The sequence below is a fragment of the Amycolatopsis sp. MEPSY49 genome (assembly GCF_051337345.1).
GTDB lineage: Bacteria > Actinomycetota > Actinomycetes > Mycobacteriales > Pseudonocardiaceae > Amycolatopsis.
Genome location: NZ_JBDLYJ010000018.1, coordinates 57,128 through 78,707, shown reverse-complemented (window position 1 = coordinate 78,707; position 21,580 = coordinate 57,128). Strand labels below are relative to the sequence as shown.

General features: G+C 72.7%; 21 protein-coding genes. 11 read left to right on the top strand and 10 right to left on the bottom strand.

Annotated elements, in window-relative coordinates:
* Positions 1-48: 48 nt before the first annotated feature.
* From ABFJ78_RS45025 to ABFJ78_RS45005, 5 genes are read right to left on the bottom strand one after another with little or no spacing between them, the layout of a single operon-like run.
* Positions 49-1,218, bottom strand: coding sequence for a VWA domain-containing protein (locus tag ABFJ78_RS45025; RefSeq protein WP_436393578.1), 1,170 nt, complete (start codon positions 1,216-1,218; stop codon positions 49-51).
* On the bottom strand, positions 1,215-3,395 hold the full coding sequence (locus ABFJ78_RS45020) for a DUF5682 family protein (protein WP_436393577.1): 2,181 nt from the start codon (positions 3,393-3,395) through the stop codon (positions 1,215-1,217). Before ABFJ78_RS45020 ends, ABFJ78_RS45025 begins: the two co-directional genes overlap by 4 nt.
* Positions 3,392-4,477, bottom strand: coding sequence for an ATP-binding protein (locus tag ABFJ78_RS45015; protein WP_436393576.1), 1,086 nt, complete (start codon positions 4,475-4,477; stop codon positions 3,392-3,394). Before ABFJ78_RS45015 ends, ABFJ78_RS45020 begins: the two co-directional genes overlap by 4 nt.
* A complete protein-coding gene (locus ABFJ78_RS45010) occupies positions 4,474-5,859 on the bottom strand; it encodes a DUF5691 domain-containing protein (RefSeq protein WP_436393575.1) in 1,386 nt (461 codons plus the stop codon). Before ABFJ78_RS45010 ends, ABFJ78_RS45015 begins: the two co-directional genes overlap by 4 nt.
* Before the next feature lie 34 nt (positions 5,860-5,893).
* Positions 5,894-7,213 (bottom strand): SWIM zinc finger family protein, encoded by a 1,320-nt coding sequence (locus ABFJ78_RS45005; protein ID WP_436393574.1) that lies wholly within the window; start codon positions 7,211-7,213, stop codon positions 5,894-5,896.
* Positions 7,214-7,316: 103 nt separating this feature from the next.
* Here ABFJ78_RS45005 and ABFJ78_RS45000 point away from each other — a divergent pair, with 103 nt between their 5' ends.
* Both ABFJ78_RS45000 and ABFJ78_RS44995 read left to right on the top strand, forming a co-directional pair.
* Positions 7,317-7,820, top strand: a complete 504-nt coding sequence (locus tag ABFJ78_RS45000; protein WP_436393573.1) for a PadR family transcriptional regulator — start codon at positions 7,317-7,319, stop codon at positions 7,818-7,820.
* Positions 7,820-8,419, top strand: coding sequence for a GyrI-like domain-containing protein (locus tag ABFJ78_RS44995; RefSeq protein ID WP_436393572.1), 600 nt, complete (start codon positions 7,820-7,822; stop codon positions 8,417-8,419). Before ABFJ78_RS45000 ends, ABFJ78_RS44995 begins: the two co-directional genes overlap by 1 nt.
* Positions 8,420-8,425: 6 nt before the next feature.
* Here ABFJ78_RS44995 and ABFJ78_RS44990 read toward each other — a convergent pair whose 3' ends face one another.
* Both ABFJ78_RS44990 and ABFJ78_RS44985 read right to left on the bottom strand, forming a co-directional pair.
* Positions 8,426-10,492: an AMP-binding protein gene (locus ABFJ78_RS44990; RefSeq protein WP_436393571.1), complete on the bottom strand. Its 2,067-nt coding sequence runs from the start codon at positions 10,490-10,492 to the stop codon at positions 8,426-8,428.
* A gap of 265 nt (positions 10,493-10,757) precedes the next feature.
* Positions 10,758-11,690: a helix-turn-helix transcriptional regulator gene (locus ABFJ78_RS44985; RefSeq protein ID WP_436393570.1), complete on the bottom strand. Its 933-nt coding sequence runs from the start codon at positions 11,688-11,690 to the stop codon at positions 10,758-10,760.
* Between the two features lie 85 nt (positions 11,691-11,775).
* On the opposite strand from ABFJ78_RS44985, the gene ABFJ78_RS44980 reads away from it, so the two are divergent.
* Positions 11,776-12,168 carry a VOC family protein gene (locus ABFJ78_RS44980; protein ID WP_436393569.1) on the top strand — a complete coding sequence of 131 codons (393 nt, stop codon included), beginning with the start codon at positions 11,776-11,778 and terminating at the stop codon, positions 12,166-12,168.
* Here the strand turns inward: ABFJ78_RS44980 and ABFJ78_RS44975 are convergent.
* Positions 12,122-12,562 (bottom strand): hypothetical protein, encoded by a 441-nt coding sequence (locus ABFJ78_RS44975; RefSeq protein WP_436393568.1) that lies wholly within the window; start codon positions 12,560-12,562, stop codon positions 12,122-12,124. The genes ABFJ78_RS44980 and ABFJ78_RS44975 overlap by 47 nt on opposite strands.
* Before the next feature lie 216 nt (positions 12,563-12,778).
* On the opposite strand from ABFJ78_RS44975, the gene ABFJ78_RS44970 reads away from it, so the two are divergent.
* From ABFJ78_RS44970 to ABFJ78_RS44945, 6 genes are read left to right on the top strand one after another with little or no spacing between them, the layout of a single operon-like run.
* Positions 12,779-12,907, top strand: a complete 129-nt coding sequence (locus ABFJ78_RS44970) for a hypothetical protein (protein ID WP_436393646.1) — start codon at positions 12,779-12,781, stop codon at positions 12,905-12,907.
* Entirely contained in the window at positions 12,885-13,070 is a 186-nt protein-coding gene (locus tag ABFJ78_RS44965) for a DUF397 domain-containing protein (protein WP_436393567.1), read from the top strand. The genes ABFJ78_RS44970 and ABFJ78_RS44965 overlap by 23 nt, the downstream gene beginning before the upstream one ends.
* A gap of 49 nt (positions 13,071-13,119) precedes the next feature.
* Complete coding sequence (locus tag ABFJ78_RS44960; protein WP_436393566.1) at positions 13,120-13,869, top strand: 3-hydroxybutyrate dehydrogenase; 750 nt, start codon at positions 13,120-13,122, stop codon at positions 13,867-13,869.
* 54 nt (positions 13,870-13,923) lie between these two features.
* Positions 13,924-15,252 carry an MFS transporter gene (locus ABFJ78_RS44955; protein WP_436393565.1) on the top strand — a complete coding sequence of 443 codons (1,329 nt, stop codon included), beginning with the start codon at positions 13,924-13,926 and terminating at the stop codon, positions 15,250-15,252.
* A gap of 1 nt (position 15,253) precedes the next feature.
* The gene (locus tag ABFJ78_RS44950) at positions 15,254-17,122 is read left to right on the top strand and encodes a helix-turn-helix domain-containing protein (RefSeq protein WP_436393564.1); all 1,869 of its coding nucleotides are present in this window, start codon (positions 15,254-15,256) and stop codon (positions 17,120-17,122) included.
* Between the two features lie 42 nt (positions 17,123-17,164).
* On the top strand, positions 17,165-17,899 hold the full coding sequence (locus tag ABFJ78_RS44945) for an SAVMC3_10250 family protein (RefSeq protein WP_436393563.1): 735 nt from the start codon (positions 17,165-17,167) through the stop codon (positions 17,897-17,899).
* Here the strand turns inward: ABFJ78_RS44945 and ABFJ78_RS44940 are convergent.
* Positions 17,888-19,036, bottom strand: a complete 1,149-nt coding sequence (locus ABFJ78_RS44940; protein WP_436393562.1) for an MFS transporter — start codon at positions 19,034-19,036, stop codon at positions 17,888-17,890. The genes ABFJ78_RS44945 and ABFJ78_RS44940 overlap by 12 nt on opposite strands.
* Positions 19,037-19,066: 30 nt before the next feature.
* Here ABFJ78_RS44940 and ABFJ78_RS44935 point away from each other — a divergent pair, with 30 nt between their 5' ends.
* Entirely contained in the window at positions 19,067-20,077 is a 1,011-nt protein-coding gene (locus ABFJ78_RS44935; protein ID WP_436393561.1) for a LacI family DNA-binding transcriptional regulator, read from the top strand.
* Here ABFJ78_RS44935 and ABFJ78_RS44930 read toward each other — a convergent pair.
* The gene (locus ABFJ78_RS44930) at positions 20,067-20,960 is read right to left on the bottom strand and encodes an NADP-dependent oxidoreductase (RefSeq protein WP_436393560.1); all 894 of its coding nucleotides are present in this window, start codon (positions 20,958-20,960) and stop codon (positions 20,067-20,069) included. The two genes, ABFJ78_RS44935 and ABFJ78_RS44930, sit on opposite strands and share 11 nt — an antisense overlap.
* A 78-nt stretch (positions 20,961-21,038) precedes the next feature.
* Here ABFJ78_RS44930 and ABFJ78_RS44925 point away from each other — a divergent pair, with 78 nt between their 5' ends.
* The gene (locus tag ABFJ78_RS44925) at positions 21,039-21,575 is read left to right on the top strand and encodes a TetR/AcrR family transcriptional regulator (RefSeq protein WP_436393559.1); all 537 of its coding nucleotides are present in this window, start codon (positions 21,039-21,041) and stop codon (positions 21,573-21,575) included.
* The last annotated feature ends 5 nt before the right edge of the window (positions 21,576-21,580 follow it).

Below are 21,580 nucleotides of genomic sequence, written 5' to 3'. Positions count from 1 at the left end.
CGGCCCACACTCCTCCCAACCACCCGCCGCTCAGTTTCATTCCGCAACTCAGCTGGTCTCCCGCGCGACCCAGGACTGCAGGTCGTCGCCCCTCACCGCCGCGGCCATCAGCTCCGGGAACTGGTCCGGCGTGCACGCGAACGCCGGGACCCCCAGCTCCGCCAGCGCCGCCGCGTTCTCGTGGTCGTACGACGGTGCTCCCGAGTCCGACAGTGCCAGCAGCGTCACCACCTGGACCCCCGCGCCCACCAACTCGGCGATCCGGTGGCGGAGTTCGTCCTCGTCGCCGCCCTCGTACAGGTCGCTGATCAGCACCAGCAGCGTCTGCTCCGGCCGGCCGACCAGGCCCTGGCAGTACGCGATCGCCCGGTTGATGTCCGTTCCGCCGCCCAGCTGGGTGCCGAACAGCACGTCCACCGGGTCGGCGAGGTGCTCGGTCAGGTCCGCGACCTCCGTGTCGAACGCCACGAACGACGTCCGCAACGCCCGCATCGACGCCAGCACCGCGCCGAACAACCCCGAGTACACCACCGACTCCGCCATCGACCCCGACTGGTCGACCGCCAGGATCACGTCCCGCTGCACCGCCTGCTGCCGCCGCCCGTAGCCGATCAGCTGCTCCGGCACGATCGTCCGCAGCTCGGGGGAGTAGTGCTTGAGGTTGCGGTGGATCGTGCGCGCCCAGTCGACGTCGCCCGGCCGGGGCCGGTGCGTGCGCGACGCCTTGTCCAGCGCCCCCTTGATCGCCGCCCGCGTGCGCTCGGCCAGCCGCTCTTCAAGCTCCTCGACGACCTTGCGGACGACCTCGCGTGCGGTCTCCTTGGTCTCCTCCGGCAGCACGCCGTTCAGCGACAGCAGCGTGCCGACCAGGTGCACGTCCGGCTCGACCGCCGACAGAAGCTCCTTCTCCAGCAGCATCCGGGTCAACCCCAGCCGGTCGACCGCGTCGCGCTGCATCACCTGCACGACGGTGCTCGGGAAGTACCGCCGGATGTCGCCCAGCCAGCGTGCGACCCGCGGTGCCGACGCGCCCAGGTTCGCGCTGCGCGGGCCGCCTGTCGCCTCCTCGTCCGGCTTGTCGTACAGAGCGGCCAGCACCGAGTCGACGCCACTGTCCTCATCGGACAGTTGCGCGTCGGCCAGGCCCGACCCTTCGCCCGCACCTTCGGCGCCCAGCACCAGCCGCCACCGCCGAGTCCGCTCAGTGTCCGCGCTCACACTCCCACCCCCAGCAACGTCGCCAGCACAGGCAGCACACGCTCCGCCCGGTCTTCGTCCAGTTCCTCGGCCACCGCGACGACCGCCGCGGTGCCGTCGAGCCCCGCCGCCCGGTGCCCGATCGCCCGCTTCTCGGGCCCGCTGAACGCGCCGAACGTCCGGCGCAGCAACGGGAGCACCTCGGTGAAGACGTCGGCGGGGATCGCCGCGAGCCACGCGTCGATCACCCGCAGCAGGCCTTCGTCATGGACCAGCAGCAGCGCGCCGCCGTCGAAGAAGCCCTCGACGTACGCCGCGCCCGCCGACGGCGCGATGCCCGGGGTGAGCGCCCGGCCCAGCCGCAGTTCGATGTCGAGCGCGTCGAGCAACCCGGCGTCGTGCAGGATCCGCGTGAGGCGACCGGCCAGCAGCGGCGGCAGTGACGGCCGTTCGGCCAGCCGCGCCAGCGCCGCGAGCCAACGCTCCTTGGGTTCCTCGCCGAGCAGCGACGTCGCGTCGTGCACGCCGTCGACGAGCTGGGCCATCCGGGCCGCGGCGTCGTCGTCGATGCCGTGCGTCGCCGGCGGCAGCCCGGCGCAGATGCGGTCGAGCATGCGGTCGGCCACCGCGCGCAGCGCGCCGGTGTCGGTGCCGCGTACGTTCCCGTAGCGGGTCGCCCTGGCCAGCGCGGGCAGCGCCGACATCAGCCGCGCGACGTCCGCGTCCGCCGCCGCGCGCGCGTCGAGCGCCGCGAGCGCCTCGGGCAGCGCCTCCGGCAGGTCGGCGAGCAGGCAGTTCTCGACGGCCGTGGTCACCTCGTCCAGCGGGGGCGTGCCCTCGACGGCGCCGCGGACCGCGGCGGTGGCCGCCGACGGTACGGTCGTGCCGTACACCGCGGCCGCGACCAGGTCGACCTCGAACGACGGCTCCCAGGCCAGCGCCCAGGTTTCCCGGAACGTGCCCTTGTTCCGCCGCGCCGACGCCTCCCGGCTGCCCCACTCGATGCCGAGGATGCGCAGCCGGTGCAGCAGCTTCGACCGGTCGAGCCCGCCGGGTGTGCGCAGGTCGAGGTCGAGCTCCTTGACGACCGGGTCCTTCTTGAGCCGCAGGCGTTTCGCCGTCGCGGTCAGGTCCGCGGCCAGCGGGGGCTGCGGCACCCGGTCGGGTACCTCGCCGAGCCGTTCGCCGACCACCAGCCGCCGCGTGACGAGCTCGACCTGCACCTCGTCGCCGCCGCACAGCACCGATCGGGTGGCTTCGGTGACCTCGGCCAGCCCGGCCGACGACCGCCCGCGCAGCGTGGCCAGGGTTTCGGCGAGCCGGACCGCCTCGATGACGTGCGCGGTCGAGACGGGCAGATCCTCCTCCCGCAGCACCGCCGCGACGCCGGCCAGCCACCGGGTGGTGACGTCCTCGGGCGTGGTGAAGAGGTGGTGGTACCAGCCGGGTGAGCGCACGCCGGCCCCGTAGCCGCTGGCCGTCGCGAGCCGGCCGTGGGTCCACGGGACCCAGGTGCACGCGACCTTCCGCTTCGGCAGTCCTTTGAGGACGGTCTGGTCGTGCGACGCCGGCGGCAGCGGGTCGGCCAGCGCGGGCACGTGCCACGCGCCGCAGACGACGGCGATGTTCTCGAAGCCGTCCTTGCGGGTGCGGCGCAGCACCGAGCGCATGTACGCCTCACGCCGGCCTTCGTTGCCCCGTGGCGGTTTCTCCCCCTCGCGCAGCGCGGTCATCGCCTCGGCGATCACCTCGAACGGGCTTTCGTCGCCGCGCCGCGACTCGACGACGTCGTCCCACCAGCGTTCCGGGTCGTCGTAGCCGCCGGCCGAGGCCAGCGCGGCCAGCGGGTCGCCGGGTGGGGCCGGGTGCTCGTCCGGGCCCGCGGCGAACGTGTTCGCGGCCGGGAGGTCGCAGAACCGCACCGGGATCCCGGCTTCCCGCGCGTAGGTCAGGGCCTGCCACTCGGGGCTGAAGACCGCGAACGGCCAGAACGCGGCGCGCGAGACGTCGTCGGTCGCGTACGCCAGCAGCGCGACCGGCGGCCGCATGGCCGGGTCTTCGGTCAGCTCGACCAGGACGTCGGCTTCGGGCGGCCCTTCGATCAGCACGACGTCGGGCTCCAGTTCGGCGAGCCGCGTCGCCACGGCCCGGGCGGACCCCGGCCCGTGGTGGCGGATGCCGAGCAGGTGGGTGGTCACGAGATCTCCTGGCCCGCCCGGTAGAAGTCGGCCCAGCCGTCGCGCTCGCGCACGACCGTCTCGAGGTATTCGATCCAGATCGCGCGGTCGGCCACCGGGTCCTTGACGACCGCGCCGTGGATGCCGGCCGCGATGTCGTGCGGGCGCAGCACGCCGTCGCCGAAATGGGTCGCCAGGGCGAGCCCGCCGGTCAGCACGCTGATCGCCTCGGCCGTCGACAGCGTGCCGGACGGCGACTTCACCGCCGTGCGGCCGTCTTCGGTGCGGCCCGAGCGCAGCTCGCGGAACACCGTGACCACCCGGCGGATCTCGGCCAGCTCGGCGGCCTCCGCGGGCAGCTGCAGCGACGTGCCCAGCTCGGCCACGCGCCGGCTGACGATCTCGACCTCCGCCTCGGCGCTGTCCGGCAGCGGCAGCACGACGGTGTTGAACCGCCGCCGCAGCGCGCTCGACAGCTCGTTGACGCCCTTGTCGCGGTTGTTCGCCGTCGCGATCAGGTTGAAGCCCGGGCGCGCCTGCACCTCGGTGCCCAGCTCCGGGATCGGCAGCGTCTTCTCGGAGAGGATTGTGATCAGCGAGTCCTGGACGTCGGCCGGGATGCGGGTCAGCTCCTCGAGGCGGGCGAGCTTGCCGTCCCGCATCGCGCGCAGCACCGGGCTTTCGACCAGCGCGGCGGTGCTCGGGCCCTCGGCGATCAGCCGGGCGTAGTTCCAGCCGTAGCGGATCGACTCCTCGGACGTGCCCGCGGTGCCCTGCACGAGCAGCGTCGAGTCCCCGCTGATCGCGGCGGAGAGGTGTTCGGACACCCATGTCTTCGCCGTGCCGGGCACGCCGAGCAGCAGCAGCGCGCGGTCGGTGGCCAGGGTGGCGACGGCGACCTCGATCAGCCGCCGCGGGCCGACGTACTTCGGGGTGATCACGGTGCCGTCCGGCAGGGTGCCGCCGAGCAGGTACTCGACCACGGCCCACGGCGACAGGTTCCAGTTGGGCGGCTTGGCCCGCTCGTCGGCGGCGGCCAGCGCGGCCAGCTCGGCGGCGTGGTCCTGTTCGGCGTGCGGCCGGAGGACGGTGGGGGCGGTCATGCGAGCTCCTCGTACATTTCGCGGCGGAAGTTCAGCGTTTCGGTGAGCGCCCGGCGCCACGGCCCGGCGTCCATGGTCAGGCGGGTGGTGGCCAGCGGGTGGCGCAGGCACTCCGCCGGGACGGCGCGCGCGATCACGACGGCGGCGTGCGAGACCAGGCGGTGGTCGTCCTGCCGGGCGATCCAGTCGAGCAGGGCGGTGCCGAGCTCCTTCGTCCACGGCCGGGGCAGCTCGTGCACCAGCCGCGCGAACGATTCGACGGGCAGCCGGCCGATCAGGTGCCCGATGGTGGCGGCCTGGCTCCCGGGGCTGAGCACGCCGAGCAGCGGCGGCGTGGTGCGGCCGCCGGGGTCGGCGCCGATGAGGGCCTGTGCCCAGGTTTCGTCGCGCTGGCGCAGGGCGGCGGTGGCCCAGGAGTCGCGCAGGACGCCGGCCGGGCAGCCTTCGACGGTCATCCGGACGACCTCGGCGGGCGGACCGAACTCGGTCCAGAAGGCCAGGGGAGCGGCGGCGGCGAGCGTGCGCAGCCGGACGGTGCCCTCGCCGCGTTCGCCGTGCGGGACGGTGACTTCGAGGACCCGCCCCCGGCGGCGGACGAGTGGCCGCAGGCGTTCGGCCATGCTTTCGCCGTACCGCGTGCCGGGCAGCCGGCCGAGCAGTTCGGCGGCCCGTTCGCGAACGGCCGCCGCGCGATCGGTGAGGGCGGCTTCGAGGAAGTCTTCGTCCTCGGGGCGGACGTGCGCGGCGAGCACGCCGAGGAAGTCCGAGCGGACCTCGGCGGGTTCGCTCTTCCAGGAGTTGTGGAGGGCTTCGCGGGCCGCGGCGGGATCTTGGGTGAGCTTGGCGGCGAGCCAGCGCCGGCGCTGGGCGAGGCTGCCGTACTGCCAGACGTCGGCGTGTTCTTCGGCGGGCGCGGAGAGGAAGGACCAGTCGGGGTTCCGCTGCCCGAGCCACGCCCCGACAGGCCCGGCGACGGCGACGAGCGGCCCCCGCAGCGCGGCCTTGCTCCGGGCGGCTTCGGCGAGGAGGGGGAGGGTTTCGGGCGGGACGCGGTAGTCCGTGCCGGCGACGATGCCCAGCCACTCCAGGAGGAGGTCGGGATGGCTCGCGGCGAGCAGGCGGGCCAGGCGTTCGCGCGCGAGGGGCGGGACGAAGGGGCGTTCGTCGCGGGCCGCGACGGGCAGGGGGCGGACGTCGTGCAGGGGCTGCCGGCCGGCGCGGCGGTAGGTGGTGAGGACGGCCGCCGCCGCGAGGAGCTGCTCGGCGGGGTCGGTGCGGTCGTGGACGAGGTCTTGGACGGCCGCCGGTTGGGTGGCGGGGTCCAGTGTGCGACGGCGGGTGCCGAGGAGTGCGGTGCCGACGAGGTCTTCCCAGGCTTTCACGGCCGCACCTCCTGTTCGTGGGTAAGGGAAAAGCTCACAGCCGCACCGCCCGGTCCTCGTGCCAGCACGTCAACGGCCGTAGCCCCGCCTGGCTCCACTCGCCCGCCACCGTCAGCGGACAGCCCGCCGACATCGCCAGCAACGACCACGGGAACGCGTACGGCACCAGTGGCAACGCCGTTCCGTCCTTTTCGGACAGACACCACCCGCCGCCGTGTTCCGCCGGGGTCACGCCCGACAACAACACCGGCCAGCGCTCCAGCCACGGATCCGCCGCCATCGCCCGCGCGTACGATCCCAGCGCCTCGGAAATCGACCCGCCGGACGCCGATGACGCCGGCAACGGGATGCCGCGCTCCACCACCAACGCCCGCAACGGGGCCGCGCCCGGGTAGAACGCCAGCTCCGCCGTCAGCAAATGCCCTGGTGGCAACGAAGAATCCAGCGGACGGCCCGGCGGCGCGAACGACAGCACCAGCGCGTCCCGGCCCGTGTCACGGCCGCGCAACCACGTCCGGCGCGTCAGCAACCGGTCGTTCTCCTCGTCCGCCGCGCCCGTGATCAGCCACTCGTCCGACACCCGCTCTCCCTGTTCGAGCACCCGGGCCGTCTCCACCGAAAACCCCAGCCGCGTGCGGACGGTCTCCGCCAACGCCGGAGGCAGGGAATCCAGCCGGGTCGCCGAATCCGCCAGCAGGTACACCAGCGACAGCTCGCCCAGCAACGCCTCCGGCCAGTCGCGGCGGCCGACGATCCCCGCCGCCCGGCGCAGGCCGCCCGCCAGGCCGGACGCCTGCGCGTCCACCATCCGCGCCGCCACCGTGCGCAGCTCTTCGCCGCCGCTGCGCTCGAATCCGGCGAAACCCGCGCCGATCCGGTCGGTCAGCCAGATCTTCAGCTCCGCGACGCCGCCTTCGACGCGCGCCGCCCGCTCCGCTGCTCGTCGAGCGGCCGCTTCTTCGTCCTTCGGCCCGGCCGCCTCCGCGCGTTTCTCCGCGCGACGGGCCCGGTCGGCGCGTTCGGCCAGCCACACGTGCACCCACTCGGGTGGCGCGGCGGCGTCGACCTTTCCCGCCGCCCACAACATCATCAGGCCCAGCGCGTGCTTGCACGGGAACTTCCGGCTGGGACAGGAACACCGGAACGCGGGCTCGGCGAGCTCGACGCACGTCTGGTACGGCTTCTTGCCGCTGCCCTGGCAGAAGCCCCACACGGCGTCTTCGGACGCACCCGCGCCCGACCACTTCGCCGGCGCGGCCAGCGCCCGGCCCGCCTTCTCCGAAGCGGGATCCGGCGCCAGCCCGGCCACGCGTTCCGCGGTCCACGGCACCGCCGTCACCACCTGTCCCCCCACCTGTCCGCCCTCGCTTTCCGGTACTCGCTGAAGCATGCCAGCACCCACCGACAATTTCCGGCAGCCTTGACGAACCGGCCTATTCCAGCACTAGAATAGTCGCGTGCTGACCGACGCGGAGCTGACCGTCCTCGGCCTCGTCGTCGAGCGGCCGAGGCACGGCTACGAGCTGGACGAAGTCGTGTCCGAACGCGGCATGCGCGAGTGGACCGCCCTCGGCTTCAGCTCGATCTACTACGTCCTCGGCAAGCTACGCGACCGCGGCCTGGTCACCGAAGTCGCGGAAGAGCGCGCGCACGCCAAGGCCAAGAAGACGTACGCGGCCACCGACGCGGGCCGGCGAGCCTGCGCGGCGGCGGCCGAGGCGGCCATCGCCGAACTGCGTCCGGTGCACCCGCCGTTGCTGGCCGGGCTGGCCAACAGCCCGGCGATCCCGCCCGAGCGGCTCGCCGCCGCGCTGGCCCGGCGCGCCGAAGCCGTCGCGGAACGCCTGGTCGAAGTGCGCCGGGCCGCGCAAGCCGACGCCCCGCCGTTCGTCCGCGCGATCTTCGACTACTCCGTCAAACAGCTGGAGGCGGAAGCCGCCTGGCTGGAAGGACTGGCCTGATGCCCTACGACGTCAAGAAGGACCTGAAGCAGCTGTACGCGCCGAAGAACACCGACTGGGCGCTGCTCGACGTGCCCGAACAGCAGTTCCTCGCGATCGACGGCCGGGGGAACCCGAACACGGCGGAGAGCTACCAGAAAGCCGTCGAAGCGCTCTACACCTTCGCGTACACGATCAAGATGACGGCGAAACGCACCGGCGAGGACTTCGTCGTGGCCCCGCTGGAAGGCCTGTGGTGGGCCGACGACTACACGGCGTTCACTGTGCACGCCAAGGATTCCTGGCAGTGGACGATGCTGATCTCCTTGCCGGGACACCTCGGTGAGGACGCCGTCGAGGAAGCCCGGGAAGCGGTGCGGCGCAAGAAGAAGATCGACCCGCCGGTCCGCCTCGAGAAGCTGCACGAAGGCCGTTGCGCGCAGGCGCTCCACATCGGTTCGTACGACGACGAAGGCCCGTTGCTGGCCCGCCTCCACGACGAGTTCCTGGAGCAGCACGGGCTCGAGCCGACCGGCCTGCACCACGAGGTCTACCTCGGCGACCCGCGGAAGACCGAGCCGGCGAAGCTCAAGACCGTGCTGCGTCAGCCGGTCGGCTGAGATCGGTCAGTACTCGGTGGTGACCGGCCACGTGTCGTCGTGCAGCAGGCGCTTGAGGATCTTGCCCGTCGCGTTGCGGGGCAGGTCCGGCACGAAGTACACGTCGCGCGGCACGGCGAACCGGGCCAGCCGCTGGTGGATGTACGCGCGGATGTCCTCCGCGTGCAGCGAGGCGCCGCGCCGCGGGACGACGTACGCCGCCAGCCGCTGGCCCCACTCCGCGTCCGCTACGCCGACCACCGCCGCGTCGTGCACGCCGGGCAGCGCCACCAGGGCTTCTTCCACCGGACGGGGGAACACGTTCTCGCCGCCGGACACGATCATCTCGTCGGCCCGGCCGGTGACGAACAGGCGGCCCGCCGCGTCCAGGTAGCCGACGTCGCCGGTGGCCATCAGGTCCGCCGCGCGCGCCGGGTCCTTCCCGTTCGTGTAGCCGTCGAACAGCATGTCGTTGCCGACGAAGATCTGGCCTTCGCCGCCGGGCGGGACCGGCTTGCGGTCCTCGTCGAGGATCGCGACGCGCGTGCCGAGCGGGCAGCGGCCCGCCGTCGTCGGCGCCGCGCGCAGGTCGGCCGGGGCGGCGATGCTCGCCCAGGACACCTCGGTCGAGCCGTAGAAGTTGTAGAGGACGTCGCCGAAGGTGTCCATGAACTGCGTGACGAACGACCCGGACATCGCCGAGCCGCTGCTCGCGACGATCCGCAGCGACGACAGGTCGTAGCGCGCGCGGACCCGCTCGGGCAGGTCCATGATGCGCTGCAGCATGATCGGCACCGCGAACAGCGCGTCGCACTTCTGCTCGGCGATCGCCCGCAGCGTCTCCTCGGCGTCGAACTTGCGGATCAGCGCGAGCGACGCCCGCAGCGCCATGCCGAGCTGCATCGCGGCCAGGCCCCAGCTGTGGAACAGCGGCGCGGCGACGAGGATCCGGTCGCCGGCGCGCAGCGGGATCCGGTCGAGGATCGCCGCGGCCGTCCCCATGCCCTTCGGCGTGGGGCGCCGCGCGCCCTTCGGCGTCCCGGAGGTCCCGGACGTGAGCACGACGACGCGGCCCGGCCGGTCGACCGGCTTCGGCGGGTCGGCGGGCGCGGCGTGGATCAGCTCGTCGACCGTGGGGTAGCCGGTTTCGGCGTCCGGCCACGTGCTGATCCGGGCGAATTCGCCCGGGACGTTCGCGATGGTCTGCGCGAACTCGTCGTCGGCCAGCACGGCGGCCGGCTGGTGCTCGGCGATGACGTCCTTGACCGAAGCCGCGGACAGGCCGGTGTTGAGCAGGATCAGGTCGGCGCCGAGCTTGCTGGCGGCGACGAACGACTCGACCATCGCGGCGTGGTTGCGGCACATCAGCGCGATCCGGTCGCGTTCACCGACGCCGAGCTCGCTCAGCCCGTTCGCGAGCCGGTCGCTGCGCTCCTGGACCTGCCGGAAGGTGCGGAGGCTGCGCTCGTCGTGCAGGGCGGGCTCGTCGGGGACGCGGGCCGCGGCGGCCTGGTAGCCGCCCGCGATGGTGGCGCCCCACTGCGCGAGCGAGCTGAGCTGGCGGGCGATCTTGTCGGGGCGGCCCGCGGACAGGACGCCGGCGCGCACCAGGACGCTCGTGGTGCGCAGCTTGGTGGCCTTGTTGCCGTCGCGGTCGGCGTCGGGGTCGGGTTTGCCGGCGAGGTGCAGGTCGAGGCGCCGGGCGAGGGCGCGGACGTCCTTCTTCACCGACGACACGAGATCCGCGTGCGACGGCGGCAGCATCATCCGGACGAACAGCTCGGTCTTGCCGCCGGCCAGCGGTCTCAGCTCGAGCGAGACCCACGTGCCTTCGTCGGGGACACCGCACCACACGACGTGCTCGCCCGGCCGATAAACGACGGCCTGGACCTGCGCCTCGATCAACGGCCCGCGCTCGGGGACGATCCGGACCACGGCCTTGGGCCCCCGGCCGCGCGCGGCGTGCTCGACGACCTCGCACCCGGCGATCTCGGGCACGAACCTCGAATACCACTCAGGCGATCCGACGATCTGCCACACCACGTCCGGCGTGTGCCCGACCACGGCGCTCGCCTCGACTACATCGTCACGCATCGTCTGCCCTCACCACAGGGGATCACCGAACACACGTTCAGGTCACGGAGACGTCACAGTAACAGCAAACGGGTGATCCGGGATACTCCGAACGGCCAGATACCGGAGAGTAACGGACACTCGTAGTAGGTCTTCCTAATGTCCACAGTGGAGTGATTAACGCCGTTCACCGAGCATAACGGCCACGGGGAGTGTGCGCAGGTCCGTCGCCGACGCCATGAACGACTCGTTCATGGCCTCTGACGACATGAAAGAGTCGTTCATGTCATTTCGGGGCATACCGGGCAATCAGCTCACGACCGAGGCGGGCCAGCTCGGCTTTGACGGACTCCGGGGACTCGACCTCGACAAGCGCGCCCCACCCCGCCAGCTCCTGCGCGATCATGATCGGCGCCGGCGCGGCGACCCGTGCCCGGACCCGGTCGCCGGGCAGGTCCGCGACCAGCTCGCAGTGCCTGCCGAACCGGCCGCGGAACACGTCGAAGTAGCGACGGTCGAGCACCACGTCCGCGGTGAGCAGCGAGCGGCGCTTCTCGATCTCCTCGACGACCTCGTCCCACATCTTCGCCAGTTCGAGGTCCGCCGGGCGGTCGGCGGTCTCCTCGGTCGGGACGGGCTCGGCGATCCGGTCGACCCGGAACGTCCGGCGCCCCTTCGGGGTCCCGGCGACGAGGTACCAGACGTCGTCCTTGTCGACCAGGCCCCACGGGTCCACCAGCCGCTCGCGCCCGCTGTAGGTGAACCGGACGCGCCGGCGCGCGATCACCGCGTCCCGCAGCAGCTCGACCAGCGGCGGCCGGTCCTTGACGCGTTCGCCCCAGCCCGCCGGGTCGACGACGATCGCCTCCGCGGCCGCCTCGGCGTCCGAGCGGAACGTGCCCGGCAGCGCGCCCATCAGCTTGCGCAGGGCCGACTTGACCTCCGGGGACGCGGCCGCGGCCGGCCCGGCCAGGAGGAAGAGGGCTTGTGATTCGCGCGCGGTCAGGCCGGACAGGTCCGTGCGCGCGCCGCCGATCAGCTGCCACCCGCCGCCGCGGCCCGGCTGCGGGTAGACCGGCACGCCCGCCGTCGAGAGCGCTTCGAGGTCACGGCGGGCCGTCGCGACGGAGATCTCCAGCTCCGCGGCGAGTTCGGCGGCCGTGACGCGGCCGCGCGTCTGCATCAGCAGCAAGGTGGCGACAAGACGGTCGGCGCGCATGGAGCAAGTGTCGCAAACAAAGTGCGCAGTTGATGAGCACTTTGCCTCCGCATGATGACTCCGGAACCGCTTGAGAGGAGCAGACATGCTGCGAGGAATGGCCACCGTGACGTACTACGCCGAGGACCACGAAGCCGCGAAGGCGTGGTACACGGAGTTCCTGGGAATGGAGCCGTACTTCGAACGGCCCGGGTACTTCGAGTTCCGGATCGGCGACTACCAGCACGAGCTGGGCGTCATCGACGCCAAGTTCGCGCCGGGCAAGCAGACCGAGCCGGGCGGCGAGATCGTCCGCTGGCACGTCGACGACCTCGAAGGGACGTTCGCGCGCCTGCTCGAACTCGGCGCGAAGGAGTACGAGCCGATCACCGAACGGGGTCCCGGGTTCGTGACGGCGTCGGTCGTCGATCCCTTCGGGAACGTCCTCGGCGTCATGACGAACGTGCACTACCTCGCTGTGCTGGCGGAACGCTCGTGAGGCGGTAGGCCTCCTTGACGCACTTGTCGCACCGCTCGTGCCGGACGGTCTTCTCCGCCGGATCGGTGCCGTAGAACGGGAAGCAGCCCGCGCCGCAGCTCGCGTAGTAGATGAGGCCGAGCCGGACCTCGCCGCGGCCGACGTAGTGCGCGAGACGGCGCCGCGGATCCGGCCCGCACTCGGGGATCCAGCCGTGGGCGGGCAGGCGGGCGGCGGCGATGTCGTCGAGGACGCCCGCCCGGGCGATCAGGTCCGCGCCGAGGCAGCTGAGGCGCTCGCCGAGGTCGCGCATACCGTCGGCGCGCAGGGGCGGGCCGGCGAGCCACGCGACGTCGCCGGGGAGCGTCGCGGCCAGGTCGCGCAGACGGGTCAGGAGGGCGTGGTCCGGGTCCATGACCTGCAGGAAACCTGACGCGGATTTGTGACACCAGCCGACGAGCAGGCGCCGGAACTGTCGGACCCCGGTGACAGAATGCGCTCATGGCGACACCCTTCGCGACACCCCGGGCGAGAGCGCTCGGCTTCGGGCTCAGGTCTTGCCGGACGGCCCGGAACCTCGGCGTGCGCGAGCTGGCGAGGTTGATCGGCGTGCTGCCGCAGGAGCTGAGCAGTGGCAGGCTATCGCGCAGCGGCCGAGGCTATGGCGGCGCTGGCGATGGATGAGCGAGAGAGCGGCGAGTTCATCGGGGAGGTGATCGCCGACCTGGGAGGGCAGCATGTGGCGGAAGTCGAGTTATAGCGAGACCGAGGACAAGTGCGTCGAAGTGGCGCTCGGACCTGCGGCAAAAATCCGCGACACCAAGGACCGCACCGGCGGCGCCCTCGAAATCTCCACCCGATCGTGGGATGCCTTCCTGATCACCTTGTGTCGTTCAGCCCCATCGGATCTTCGCCAGGTGTAGCTCCCGCGCACATAGCCCGCGACCCGGGGCACGCTTACCGTTCCCGTCCATGACCAGCGATCTGGACGGGCGCACCGCCCTCGTCACCGGCGGGGCCTCGGGCATCGGCCTGGCCTGCGTCCGCGCGCTCGGCGCGGCCGGGGCGAAGGTGCACGTCGTCGACTTGGACCGGGACCGCGCCGAAGCCGCCGCCGCCGAGGTCGGGGGCTGGGCGCACGCCGCCGACCTCACCGACCCCACGACGATCGATGCCCTCCCCGGCGAGGTCGACGTCCTGGTCAACAACGCCGGGATCCAGCACGTCGCTCCGCTCGAAGACTTCCCGCCGGACGTCTTCACGCGCATCCAGTCCCTCATGGTCACCGCTCCCTTCCTGCTGATCCGGCACGTCCTTCCCGCGATGTACGCGCGGGGGTGGGGCCGGATCGTCAACATGTCGAGCGTCCACGGGCTGCGGGCGTCTCCCTACAAAGCCGCGTACGTCGCCGCCAAGCACGGGCTCGAAGGCCTCTCGAAGGTCGCCGCCCTCGAAGGCGCTCCACACGGCGTCACCAGCAACTGCGTGAACCCCGGGTACGTCCGCACCCCGCTGGTCGACAACCAGATCGACGCGCAGGCCGCCGAGCACGACATCCCGCGCGAGGACGTCGTCTCCGAGGTCCTCCTCAAGCGCGCCGCCATCAAGAAGCTCATCGAAACCGACGACGTCGCTTCCCTGGTGACGTGGCTGTGCTCGCCGCACGCCGGCCACGTCACCGGGGCGTCCATCCCGCTCGACGGCGGCTGGACCGCCGCGTAAAAGCCGCCACAAGCCAGCTAAAACCCGCCAAACCACAAGGAAGTGGAGCCCGCAGTGAGCCAACCCCACCGGTCGGCGATCGCCAAGATCGTCGGCGCGAGCCTGATCGGCACCACCATCGAGTGGTACGACTTCTTCCTCTACACCTCGGCCGCCGCCCTCGTCTTCAACAAGCTGTTCTTCCCGACGGCGAACCCGCTGACCGGCACGCTGCTGGCGTTCCTGACCTACGCCGTCGGGTTCCTCGCCCGCCCGATCGGCGGCCTCGTCTTCGGCCACTACGGCGACCGGCTCGGCCGCAAGAAGCTGCTGATCGTCAGCCTGGTGCTGATGGGCGGGTCGACGTGCCTGATGGGCGTCCTGCCGACGTACGCGAGCGCCGGCGTCGCGGCTCCGCTTCTCCTCACGCTGCTTCGCCTGGTCCAGGGCTTCGCGCTGGGTGGTGAGTGGGGCGGGGCCGTCCTGATCGTCTCCGAGCACGGTGACGACCGCCGCCGCGGCTTCTGGGCGAGCTGGCCGCAGTGCGGCGCGCCCGGCGGCAACCTCCTGGCCACGGCCGTCCTGGCGATCCTGTCCGCCACCCAATCCGACGCGACGTTCATGTCGTGGGGCTGGCGGGTCCCGTTCCTGCTCTCGGGCGTGCTGCTGCTGATCGGGCTGTGGATCCGGCTGGCCGTCGCGGAGTCGCCGGTGTTCCTGGCCGCGCAGAAGCAGGCCGAGGGCCGCGCCGAGAAGCACGTGCCGGTCGTCGAGGTCTTCCGCGACAGCTGGCGCCAGGTGCTGATCACGATCGGCGCGCGGATGGCCGAGAACGTCTCGTACTACGTGATCACGGCGTTCATCCTCGTGTACGTCACGACCGGGCTGCACCTGCCGAAGGGTGTGGGCCTGACCGCGGTGCTCATCGGCTCGGCCGTGCACTTCGTGACGATCCCGCTGTGGGGCGCGCTGTCCGACCGCGTCGGGCGGCGTCCGGTGTACCTGTTCGGCGCGATCGGGATGGCCTTGTGGGGCTTCGCGTTCTTCGCGCTGCTGGACACGAAGTCGTCTCCGGTGATCGTGCTGGCGGCGACCGTCGGGCTGGTGCTGCACGGCGCGATGTACGGCCCGCAGGCCGCGTTCTTCGCCGAGCAGTTCCCGACGCGGGTGCGCTACACCGGCCTGTCGGTCGGCGGGCAGCTGTCGTCGATCGCCGCGGGCGCCGTCGCGCCGCTGATCGCCGTCGCGCTGTTCTCCGCGTGGGGCAGCACCGTGCCGGTCTCGCTGTACGTCGCCGCGATGTGCGTCCTCACGGTGATCGCGTTGCTTTCCGCCCGCGAGACGCGCGGCGAATCGCTGCACGACGACGACGTCCAGGCGGAGCCGGCGGCCGTTTCGCCCTAGCATGACGGCCGTGACCGGATCGACCGACGCTGTGCGCCGGCTGCTCGACCTGCTCGCCTCCGGGGCGAGCAGCGAGCAGCTGGCGCACGTCGTCGTGGCCGCCCGCGCCGGAGGCACGCTCGGCGCGGCCGACCTGGTCGCCCTCGCCAGCGCGGGGGAACTGGCGCTGCGGATCCGCGAGACCCTCGCCGAGCACCGCCGGCGCGAGGCCCAGCTCGGCGCGCTGTTCGACACCGCGAGCGAGCTGGCCGCGCTGTCCGATCCGGACACCGTGCTGCGGTCGATCGTCCGGCGGGCGCGGGCGCTGCTGAACGTCGACGTGTCGTACCTGTCGCTGAACCGCGAGTCCGAGAACAAGACGTACGTGCGGGTCAGTGACGGGTCGGTGTCGGCGGAGTTCCAGCAGATCGTGCTCGGCATGGGCGAGGGCCTCGGCGGGCTGGTCGCGCAGACCGCGCGGCCGTACGCGACGGCGGACTACTTCAACGACGACCGGTTCAAGCACACCCGGCACATCGACTCCGGCGTCAAGGACGAGGGCCTGACCGCGATCCTCGGCGTCCCGCTGGCCATCGGGCCGAAGGTGCTGGGCGTGCTCTTCGCGTCCGATCGTGCGACGCGGGAGTTCAGCCCCGACGAGGTGGCGCTGCTGTCGTCGCTGGCCGACCACGCGGCGATCGCGCTCGACAGCGCGAACCTGCTCGACCAGACGCGCCGGGCCGTCGCCGAGCTCAACGAGGCCAACGCGACCATCCGCGCGCACACCGAAGCGATGGAACGCGCCCAGGACGCCCACGACCGGCTGACCGACCTGGTTTTGCGCGGCGGCGACCTGCCGGACGTCGCGGCGGCCGTCGCCGGGGTGCTGCACGGCGACCTCACGGTGTACGACGCCGACGGCACGCTTCTGGCCAGCTCGGCAGCGCCCGCCCCGCTCGACCCGGACGCGCTCGCCGCAGCCCGCGCGGCCGGCCGCGCGGTGTCCACAAAGGACACCTGGGTGTGCGGGGTGCAGGCCGGTCCCGAACAGCTCGGCAGCCTGGTGCTGGCCGGCCGCGACGGGCTCAGCGACCCGGACCGGCGGCTGTTCGAGCGCGCCGGCGTCGTGACGGCGCTGCTGCTGATGCTGCGGCGGTCGGTGGTCCGGGCCGAGGACGAGGTCCGCGGCGAGCTGCTGACCGACCTGCTTACCGCGCCGGAGCGCAACCCTCGCGCGCTGCTGGCGCGGGGTCGCCGGCTGGGGATCGACCTGTCGGCGCCGCACGCGGTCCTGGTCGCGCACGCCGACGGCGGCTCGCGACGGCGGCTGGCGAGTGCGGCCGCCCGGCACGCGACGCTGGTGGGCGTGCACGCGGAGGAAGTCGTCCTGCTGGGCGCGGGCGACCCGGACGAGCTGGCCCGGCGCGTCGCGGCCGACCTCGGCACGGCGACCGGCCGCCCGGTGACGGTGGGGGCGGCGGGTCCGGCGAGCGGCCCGTCGGCGATCGCCGCGGCGCACGGCGAAGCGGCGCGGTGCGTCCGGGCACTGCTGGCGCTGGGCCGGACCGGCGAGGGCGCGGCGATGACGGGGCTCGGGTTCCTCGGCCAGCTGCTGGGCGACCACGCGGATCTGGACGGGTTCGTCCGGCAGACGCTGGGGCCCGTGCTCGACTACGACGCGCGGCGGGGGACCGAGCTGGTGGCGACGCTGCGGGCGTACTTCGCGAGCGGGTCGCAGCTGGCGCGGACGAAGGACGTGCTGCACGTCCACGTGAACACGGTGGTGCAGCGGCTGGAGCGGGTGGCGTCGCTGCTGGGGGAGGACTGGCAGGCACCGGACCGGGCGCTGGAAATCCAGCTGGCCCTGCGGGTGCACCGCTTGGGTGGTTGAGGCAGGCTGCTTCGACGGACCCCGGTCCGGCAAGATACCGGCATGCGCGAACTGGTCTACGTCTCCGACGCCAAACTGCGGCAAGTGCTGCCCGGCTTGCCGACGGCGTCGGCGTTCCGGGGACTCGAAGGTTCGCTCGAGCTCAAAGGACCGGTGAGCACGGGCGCCAAGTTCGAGAAGAAGGCTTCGAAGGAGACCGACCAGTCCCTCAGGAAAGCCGTCGACGTCTTGGAGAAGTCCTCACGAGCGCCCTCGTGGTTCGCCGACACCGAGGTCCGCCCGGGTACGTGGACGCATTTCGAGGCGCCGATGGCCTACCGCGTCATTTCCTTCCACCGGGGAGAAGCGCTCGTGTTCGTCGATGCCGGCGTCGCGACCCCGGAGTACCCGACCGGCGGCCGGCTGCGACTGCTGCTGCACGGCTCCGCGCACCATCTGCTCGACACCCGATCGAATCCTGATCGCGAATCCGGCGAACGGCTCCGCGGCTCACGGTGGCACGAATTCGCGGAGATGATGCGGTTGTTCCTGACGGACGACGCGGCGGTGACGGATCCGGACGCCGCGAAAACCATCCGGGACTACAGCGAGCTTTACGCGAGCCGCATCTGGGAGGACGTCCGGAACCTGACCCGAACTCTGCAGCCCGAGTACACGGCGGCGTGGATGGCCGGCTACGCGCGAGTGACCGCACGCATCCCGACTGCCGAGGGCGTGGTCTTGGCCGCGTCGCCGCTCTACGTCGAACACATCGACTCGCCCGGTTCAGGCGACTGAGGCGAACGCCTTCGACCGCCACACCACGACCGCCGACGCCCACCCGCCCGTCGCCGCGATGAGCACCGCCAGCGGCAGCATCCCGTGGTCCAAGCCGAGCCCGCCCAGCGCGGCGCCCAGTGCGATGCCGATCTGGAACGCCACGATGTACACCGCCGACGCCAGGTCCGGCCGGTCCTTCGCCACCCGCAGGACCGCCGCCTGCAGGACCACGCCGATCCCCGCCGCCGGGCCCGCCCACGCCACGATCGCCGTGCCCGCGACCGCCGGCCCCGGGGACACCAGCAGCGCCAGCATGCAGATCGCCAGCCCGGCCGTCGTGACCAGCGCCGTCGCGCGCGGGTGGTGGTCGATGTGCCGGCCGATCAGGACCAGGCCGACCAAGCCCGCCGTTCCGTGGGCGAACAGCAGCGCCGATGTCGACGGTCCGGTCAGGTGGACCCAGCGCGTGATGATCGCCGTGATGTACGTGAACGCGGCGAAGTGCCCGGTCACGACCAGCAGCGTCGTCACGTTGACCGGGAACTGGGCGCGGTCGAGGGCGATCCGGGAGCCGGAAGCGGGGGCGATGGCGGGCATCGGGGCGACCGTCACGCGGATCACCAGCGCCGTCAAGGCCGCCACGCCGGCCACCACCAGAACCGCGAGCCGCCAGCCGAAGGTCGTGCCGAGCCACGAACTCACCGACAGCCCGAACAGGAACGCCAGGGAGTTGCCCGCGAACACCACCGCCGTCGCGCGGCCGCCCTGGCCGGGGCCGAGCAGCCGGGCGGCCATCGACGCGACGACCGACCAGAACACGCCGTGGCCCGCGGCCGCCACCAGCCGGGCCGCGATCGCGACGCCGTAGTTCGGCGCGACCGCCAGCACGACGTTGGACACCACGACCATGCCGAGCGTGACCAGCGCCGTCGTCCGGCGGTCCCAGCGGGACGTCAGCGCGACCAGCGGCACCACCGAGACCGCCACGACCAGCGCGTACCCGGTCATCAGCAGCCCGACCGACGAGTCCGCGACGCCGAGCCCGGACGCGAGCTGCGGCAGCAGCGCCACGGGCAGGTTCTCCGAGGTCACGGACACGAAACAGGCGGCGCTGAGCGCTCCCAGGGCCAGCCGTGTCCGGGGTTCGACGAGCATTGTTTAACGATACACAGCTAGGGTGGGGCGATGTCCAGACCGACGATGGCCGACGTCGCGCGCCGGTGCGGGGTCTCGGCGATGACCGTGTCGTACTGCTACAACCAGCCCGACCGCGTCGCGCCCAAGACGCTGCGCCGCGTCCGCGAGGTCGCCGCCGAGCTGGGCTACCGCGGGCCGGACCCCACCGCGCGGTCGCTGCGCCGCCGGCACAACGGCGCCATCGGCGTCGTGCTCGGCGAACACCTCGCCTACGCCTTCGAAGACCCGCAGGCCCGCCGGTTCCTCGCCGGCGTCGCCGAGGTCTGCCGCGAGCGCGGCAGCGGGCTCAACCTGATCCCGACGACCGGCGCGGCGGACGACGTCGAGCGCGTCCGGTCGGCGTCGGTCGACGGCTACATCGTGTGGACGACCGTCGACGGCGATCCCGTGCTCGACGTCGTCAGCGGGCTCGGCAAGCCGGTCGCGATCCACGGCGGCCCCGCCTTCGCCGGCGCGCGGGTGGTCAGCATCGACAACCGCGCGTCCGCGCGGGAACTCGCCGCGCGCACCTTCGCCGGGGCGCGCCGGCCCGCCGTGCTCAGCTTCCCCTTCGACCGCGACCGCCGGCCCCGGCTGGAAACCGCGCCGGCGCCCGATTCCATCGCCTTCCCCGTCACGCGGGAGCGGCTCCTCGGCATCTACGACCACCTGGGCGACCCGGGCGGCCTGCCGGTGGCCGTCGTCGCCCGCAATGACCGTGACGAAGCCGCGAAGCAGGCCGACGCGCTCCTCGACATCGAGCCCGACGCGGTGATCGCCATGAGCGACCAGCTCGCGTTCGCCGTCCTCGACGCCGCGCGCCGCCGCGGCCTGCGCGTGCCGGAGGACCTCGCGGTCGCCGGCTGGGACGACGACCCGGACGCCGGCCGCGCCGGGCTCACGACCGTCGCGCAGTCGCTGTTCGACCAGGGCCGGGACTGCGCGCTGATCGCGCTGGGCTCTCGTGAAGCCGGCCGGACGGCCGAGTGGACGACGACGGTCCGGGCGTCTACTCGCTGACCCCCACGACGAGCTTTCCCCGCCGCGGCCCGCGTTCGGCGGCGGCGTGCGCGGCGGCCGCGTCGGTGAAGACCTCCTCGACCGGCACGCGGAACCGGCCCTCTTCGAACAGCTTCGCCGCTTCCGCCAGGCCGTGGCGTCCGTCCGGCTCGCCGCCCAGCGTCCCGGTCGACACGCGAACGCCGTGGGACGGGCCGCCGAAGTCGGCGAGCGTGACAACCGACGACGGCGTCCCGGTCAGCTCGATCAGCTCCGGCAGCGAACCCTTCCCGGCGACGTCGAGAGCCGCGTCGGCCCGGCCGGGCACCCGTGCGGGCAGGCCGGGTCCGTACGGAACCGACGTCGCACCCAGGCTTTCGACGAACTCGAGGTCGCGGGCCGTCCCGAGCACCCGCGCGCCCCGCGCGAGGGCCAGCCCCACGACGAGGCTGCCGACGCCGCCGGACGCGCCGTCGACCAGCAGCGTCATGCCGTCGCGGACGTCGAGGAGGTCGAGCGCGCGGGTCGCCGTCTCGATGCCGGAGGCCGCCGCGCCGGCCTGTTCCCACGGCATCGACGGCGGTTTGGGCGCCCAGAACGCCAGCACGGCGAACTCGGCGGTCGCCCCGCCGAGCCGGGCGACGTCGACCGCGCCGAACACCTCGTCGCCGACCTCGGCGCCCGGGCCCGCTTCGTCCACGACACCCGCCGCGTCGACGCCGGGGATGTGCGGCAGGGCGATCGGCGACCGCGACTTCCCGGCGCGGATCGCCAGGTCCACGGGCGACACCCCGGCCGTCCGCACCCGGATCCGGACCTCGCCGGGACCGGCGTGCGGCTCCGGGAGCTCGCCCGCCGACAGGACTTCCGGCGGGCCGAACCGCTCGAACCGGCTTGCGAACACGATCACTCCTCCACGTCGGACGCGCTGACCACGCCTACGCTAGGAACGATCAGCGGCGCCGAACGGGAAGTGAGAACCGTGGCCGACGAACTGACTCGGAAACGCCGGACGGACGCCGAACACAACCGCCGGCACCTGGTGGCGGTCGCGCACACGGCCTTCGCGCGCCACGGCCCGGACCTGCCGGTGCGAGAGATCGCGCGGCGCGCGGGCCTGGCCCCGGCGACCGTCCACCGGCACTTCCCGTCCCGCGCCGACCTCGTCGCGGCCGTGCTCGCCGGCCAGGTGGACCGGTGCGAGCGGCAGCTGCGCGCCGCGATGGCCGACCCGGACAGCCGCCGCGCGCTGACCCGCACGTTCCACCGCTTCGGCGAGTGGCAGGCCGAGGAGCCGGGGCTGACCGGTGTCCTTTCCGGACCGGAGTTCGCCGGCCGGCGCCGCGCGCATGCCGAAGCGTTCGCGCGGCTGGTCGAGCGGGCCCGCGCCGACGGCGTCCTCCGGCCCCGGGTCACGGTCGACGACGTCCGGCTCGCGTTGACCGCACTGACGTCGGCACGGACCGGCGAGTCGGCGCGGCGGCTGACCGCGGTGCTGCTGACCGGGCTGCTGAACTGATCGTC

What these genes read in the sequence shown, in the direction of transcription:
- ABFJ78_RS44960 (WP_436393566.1), top strand. Translation starts at nt 13,120, where the DNA reads ATGACCAGCGATCTGGACGGGCGCACCGCCCTCGTCACCGGCGGGGCC.
- ABFJ78_RS44945 (WP_436393563.1), top strand. Translation starts at nt 17,165, where the DNA reads ATGCGCGAACTGGTCTACGTCTCCGACGCCAAACTGCGGCAAGTGCTG.
- ABFJ78_RS44935 (WP_436393561.1), top strand. Translation starts at nt 19,067, where the DNA reads ATGTCCAGACCGACGATGGCCGACGTCGCGCGCCGGTGCGGGGTCTCG.
- ABFJ78_RS44975 (WP_436393568.1), bottom strand. Translation starts at nt 12,562, where the DNA reads ATGGACCCGGACCACGCCCTCCTGACCCGTCTGCGCGACCTGGCCGCG.
- ABFJ78_RS45015 (WP_436393576.1), bottom strand. Translation starts at nt 4,477, where the DNA reads ATGACCGCCCCCACCGTCCTCCGGCCGCACGCCGAACAGGACCACGCC.
- ABFJ78_RS44950 (WP_436393564.1), top strand. Translation starts at nt 15,254, where the DNA reads ATGACGGCCGTGACCGGATCGACCGACGCTGTGCGCCGGCTGCTCGAC.
- ABFJ78_RS44980 (WP_436393569.1), top strand. Translation starts at nt 11,776, where the DNA reads ATGCTGCGAGGAATGGCCACCGTGACGTACTACGCCGAGGACCACGAA.
- ABFJ78_RS44965 (WP_436393567.1), top strand. Translation starts at nt 12,885, where the DNA reads ATGTGGCGGAAGTCGAGTTATAGCGAGACCGAGGACAAGTGCGTCGAA.
- ABFJ78_RS44985 (WP_436393570.1), bottom strand. Translation starts at nt 11,690, where the DNA reads ATGCGCGCCGACCGTCTTGTCGCCACCTTGCTGCTGATGCAGACGCGC.
- ABFJ78_RS44995 (WP_436393572.1), top strand. Translation starts at nt 7,820, where the DNA reads ATGCCCTACGACGTCAAGAAGGACCTGAAGCAGCTGTACGCGCCGAAG.
- ABFJ78_RS44990 (WP_436393571.1), bottom strand. Translation starts at nt 10,492, where the DNA reads ATGCGTGACGATGTAGTCGAGGCGAGCGCCGTGGTCGGGCACACGCCG.
- ABFJ78_RS44940 (WP_436393562.1), bottom strand. Translation starts at nt 19,036, where the DNA reads ATGCTCGTCGAACCCCGGACACGGCTGGCCCTGGGAGCGCTCAGCGCC.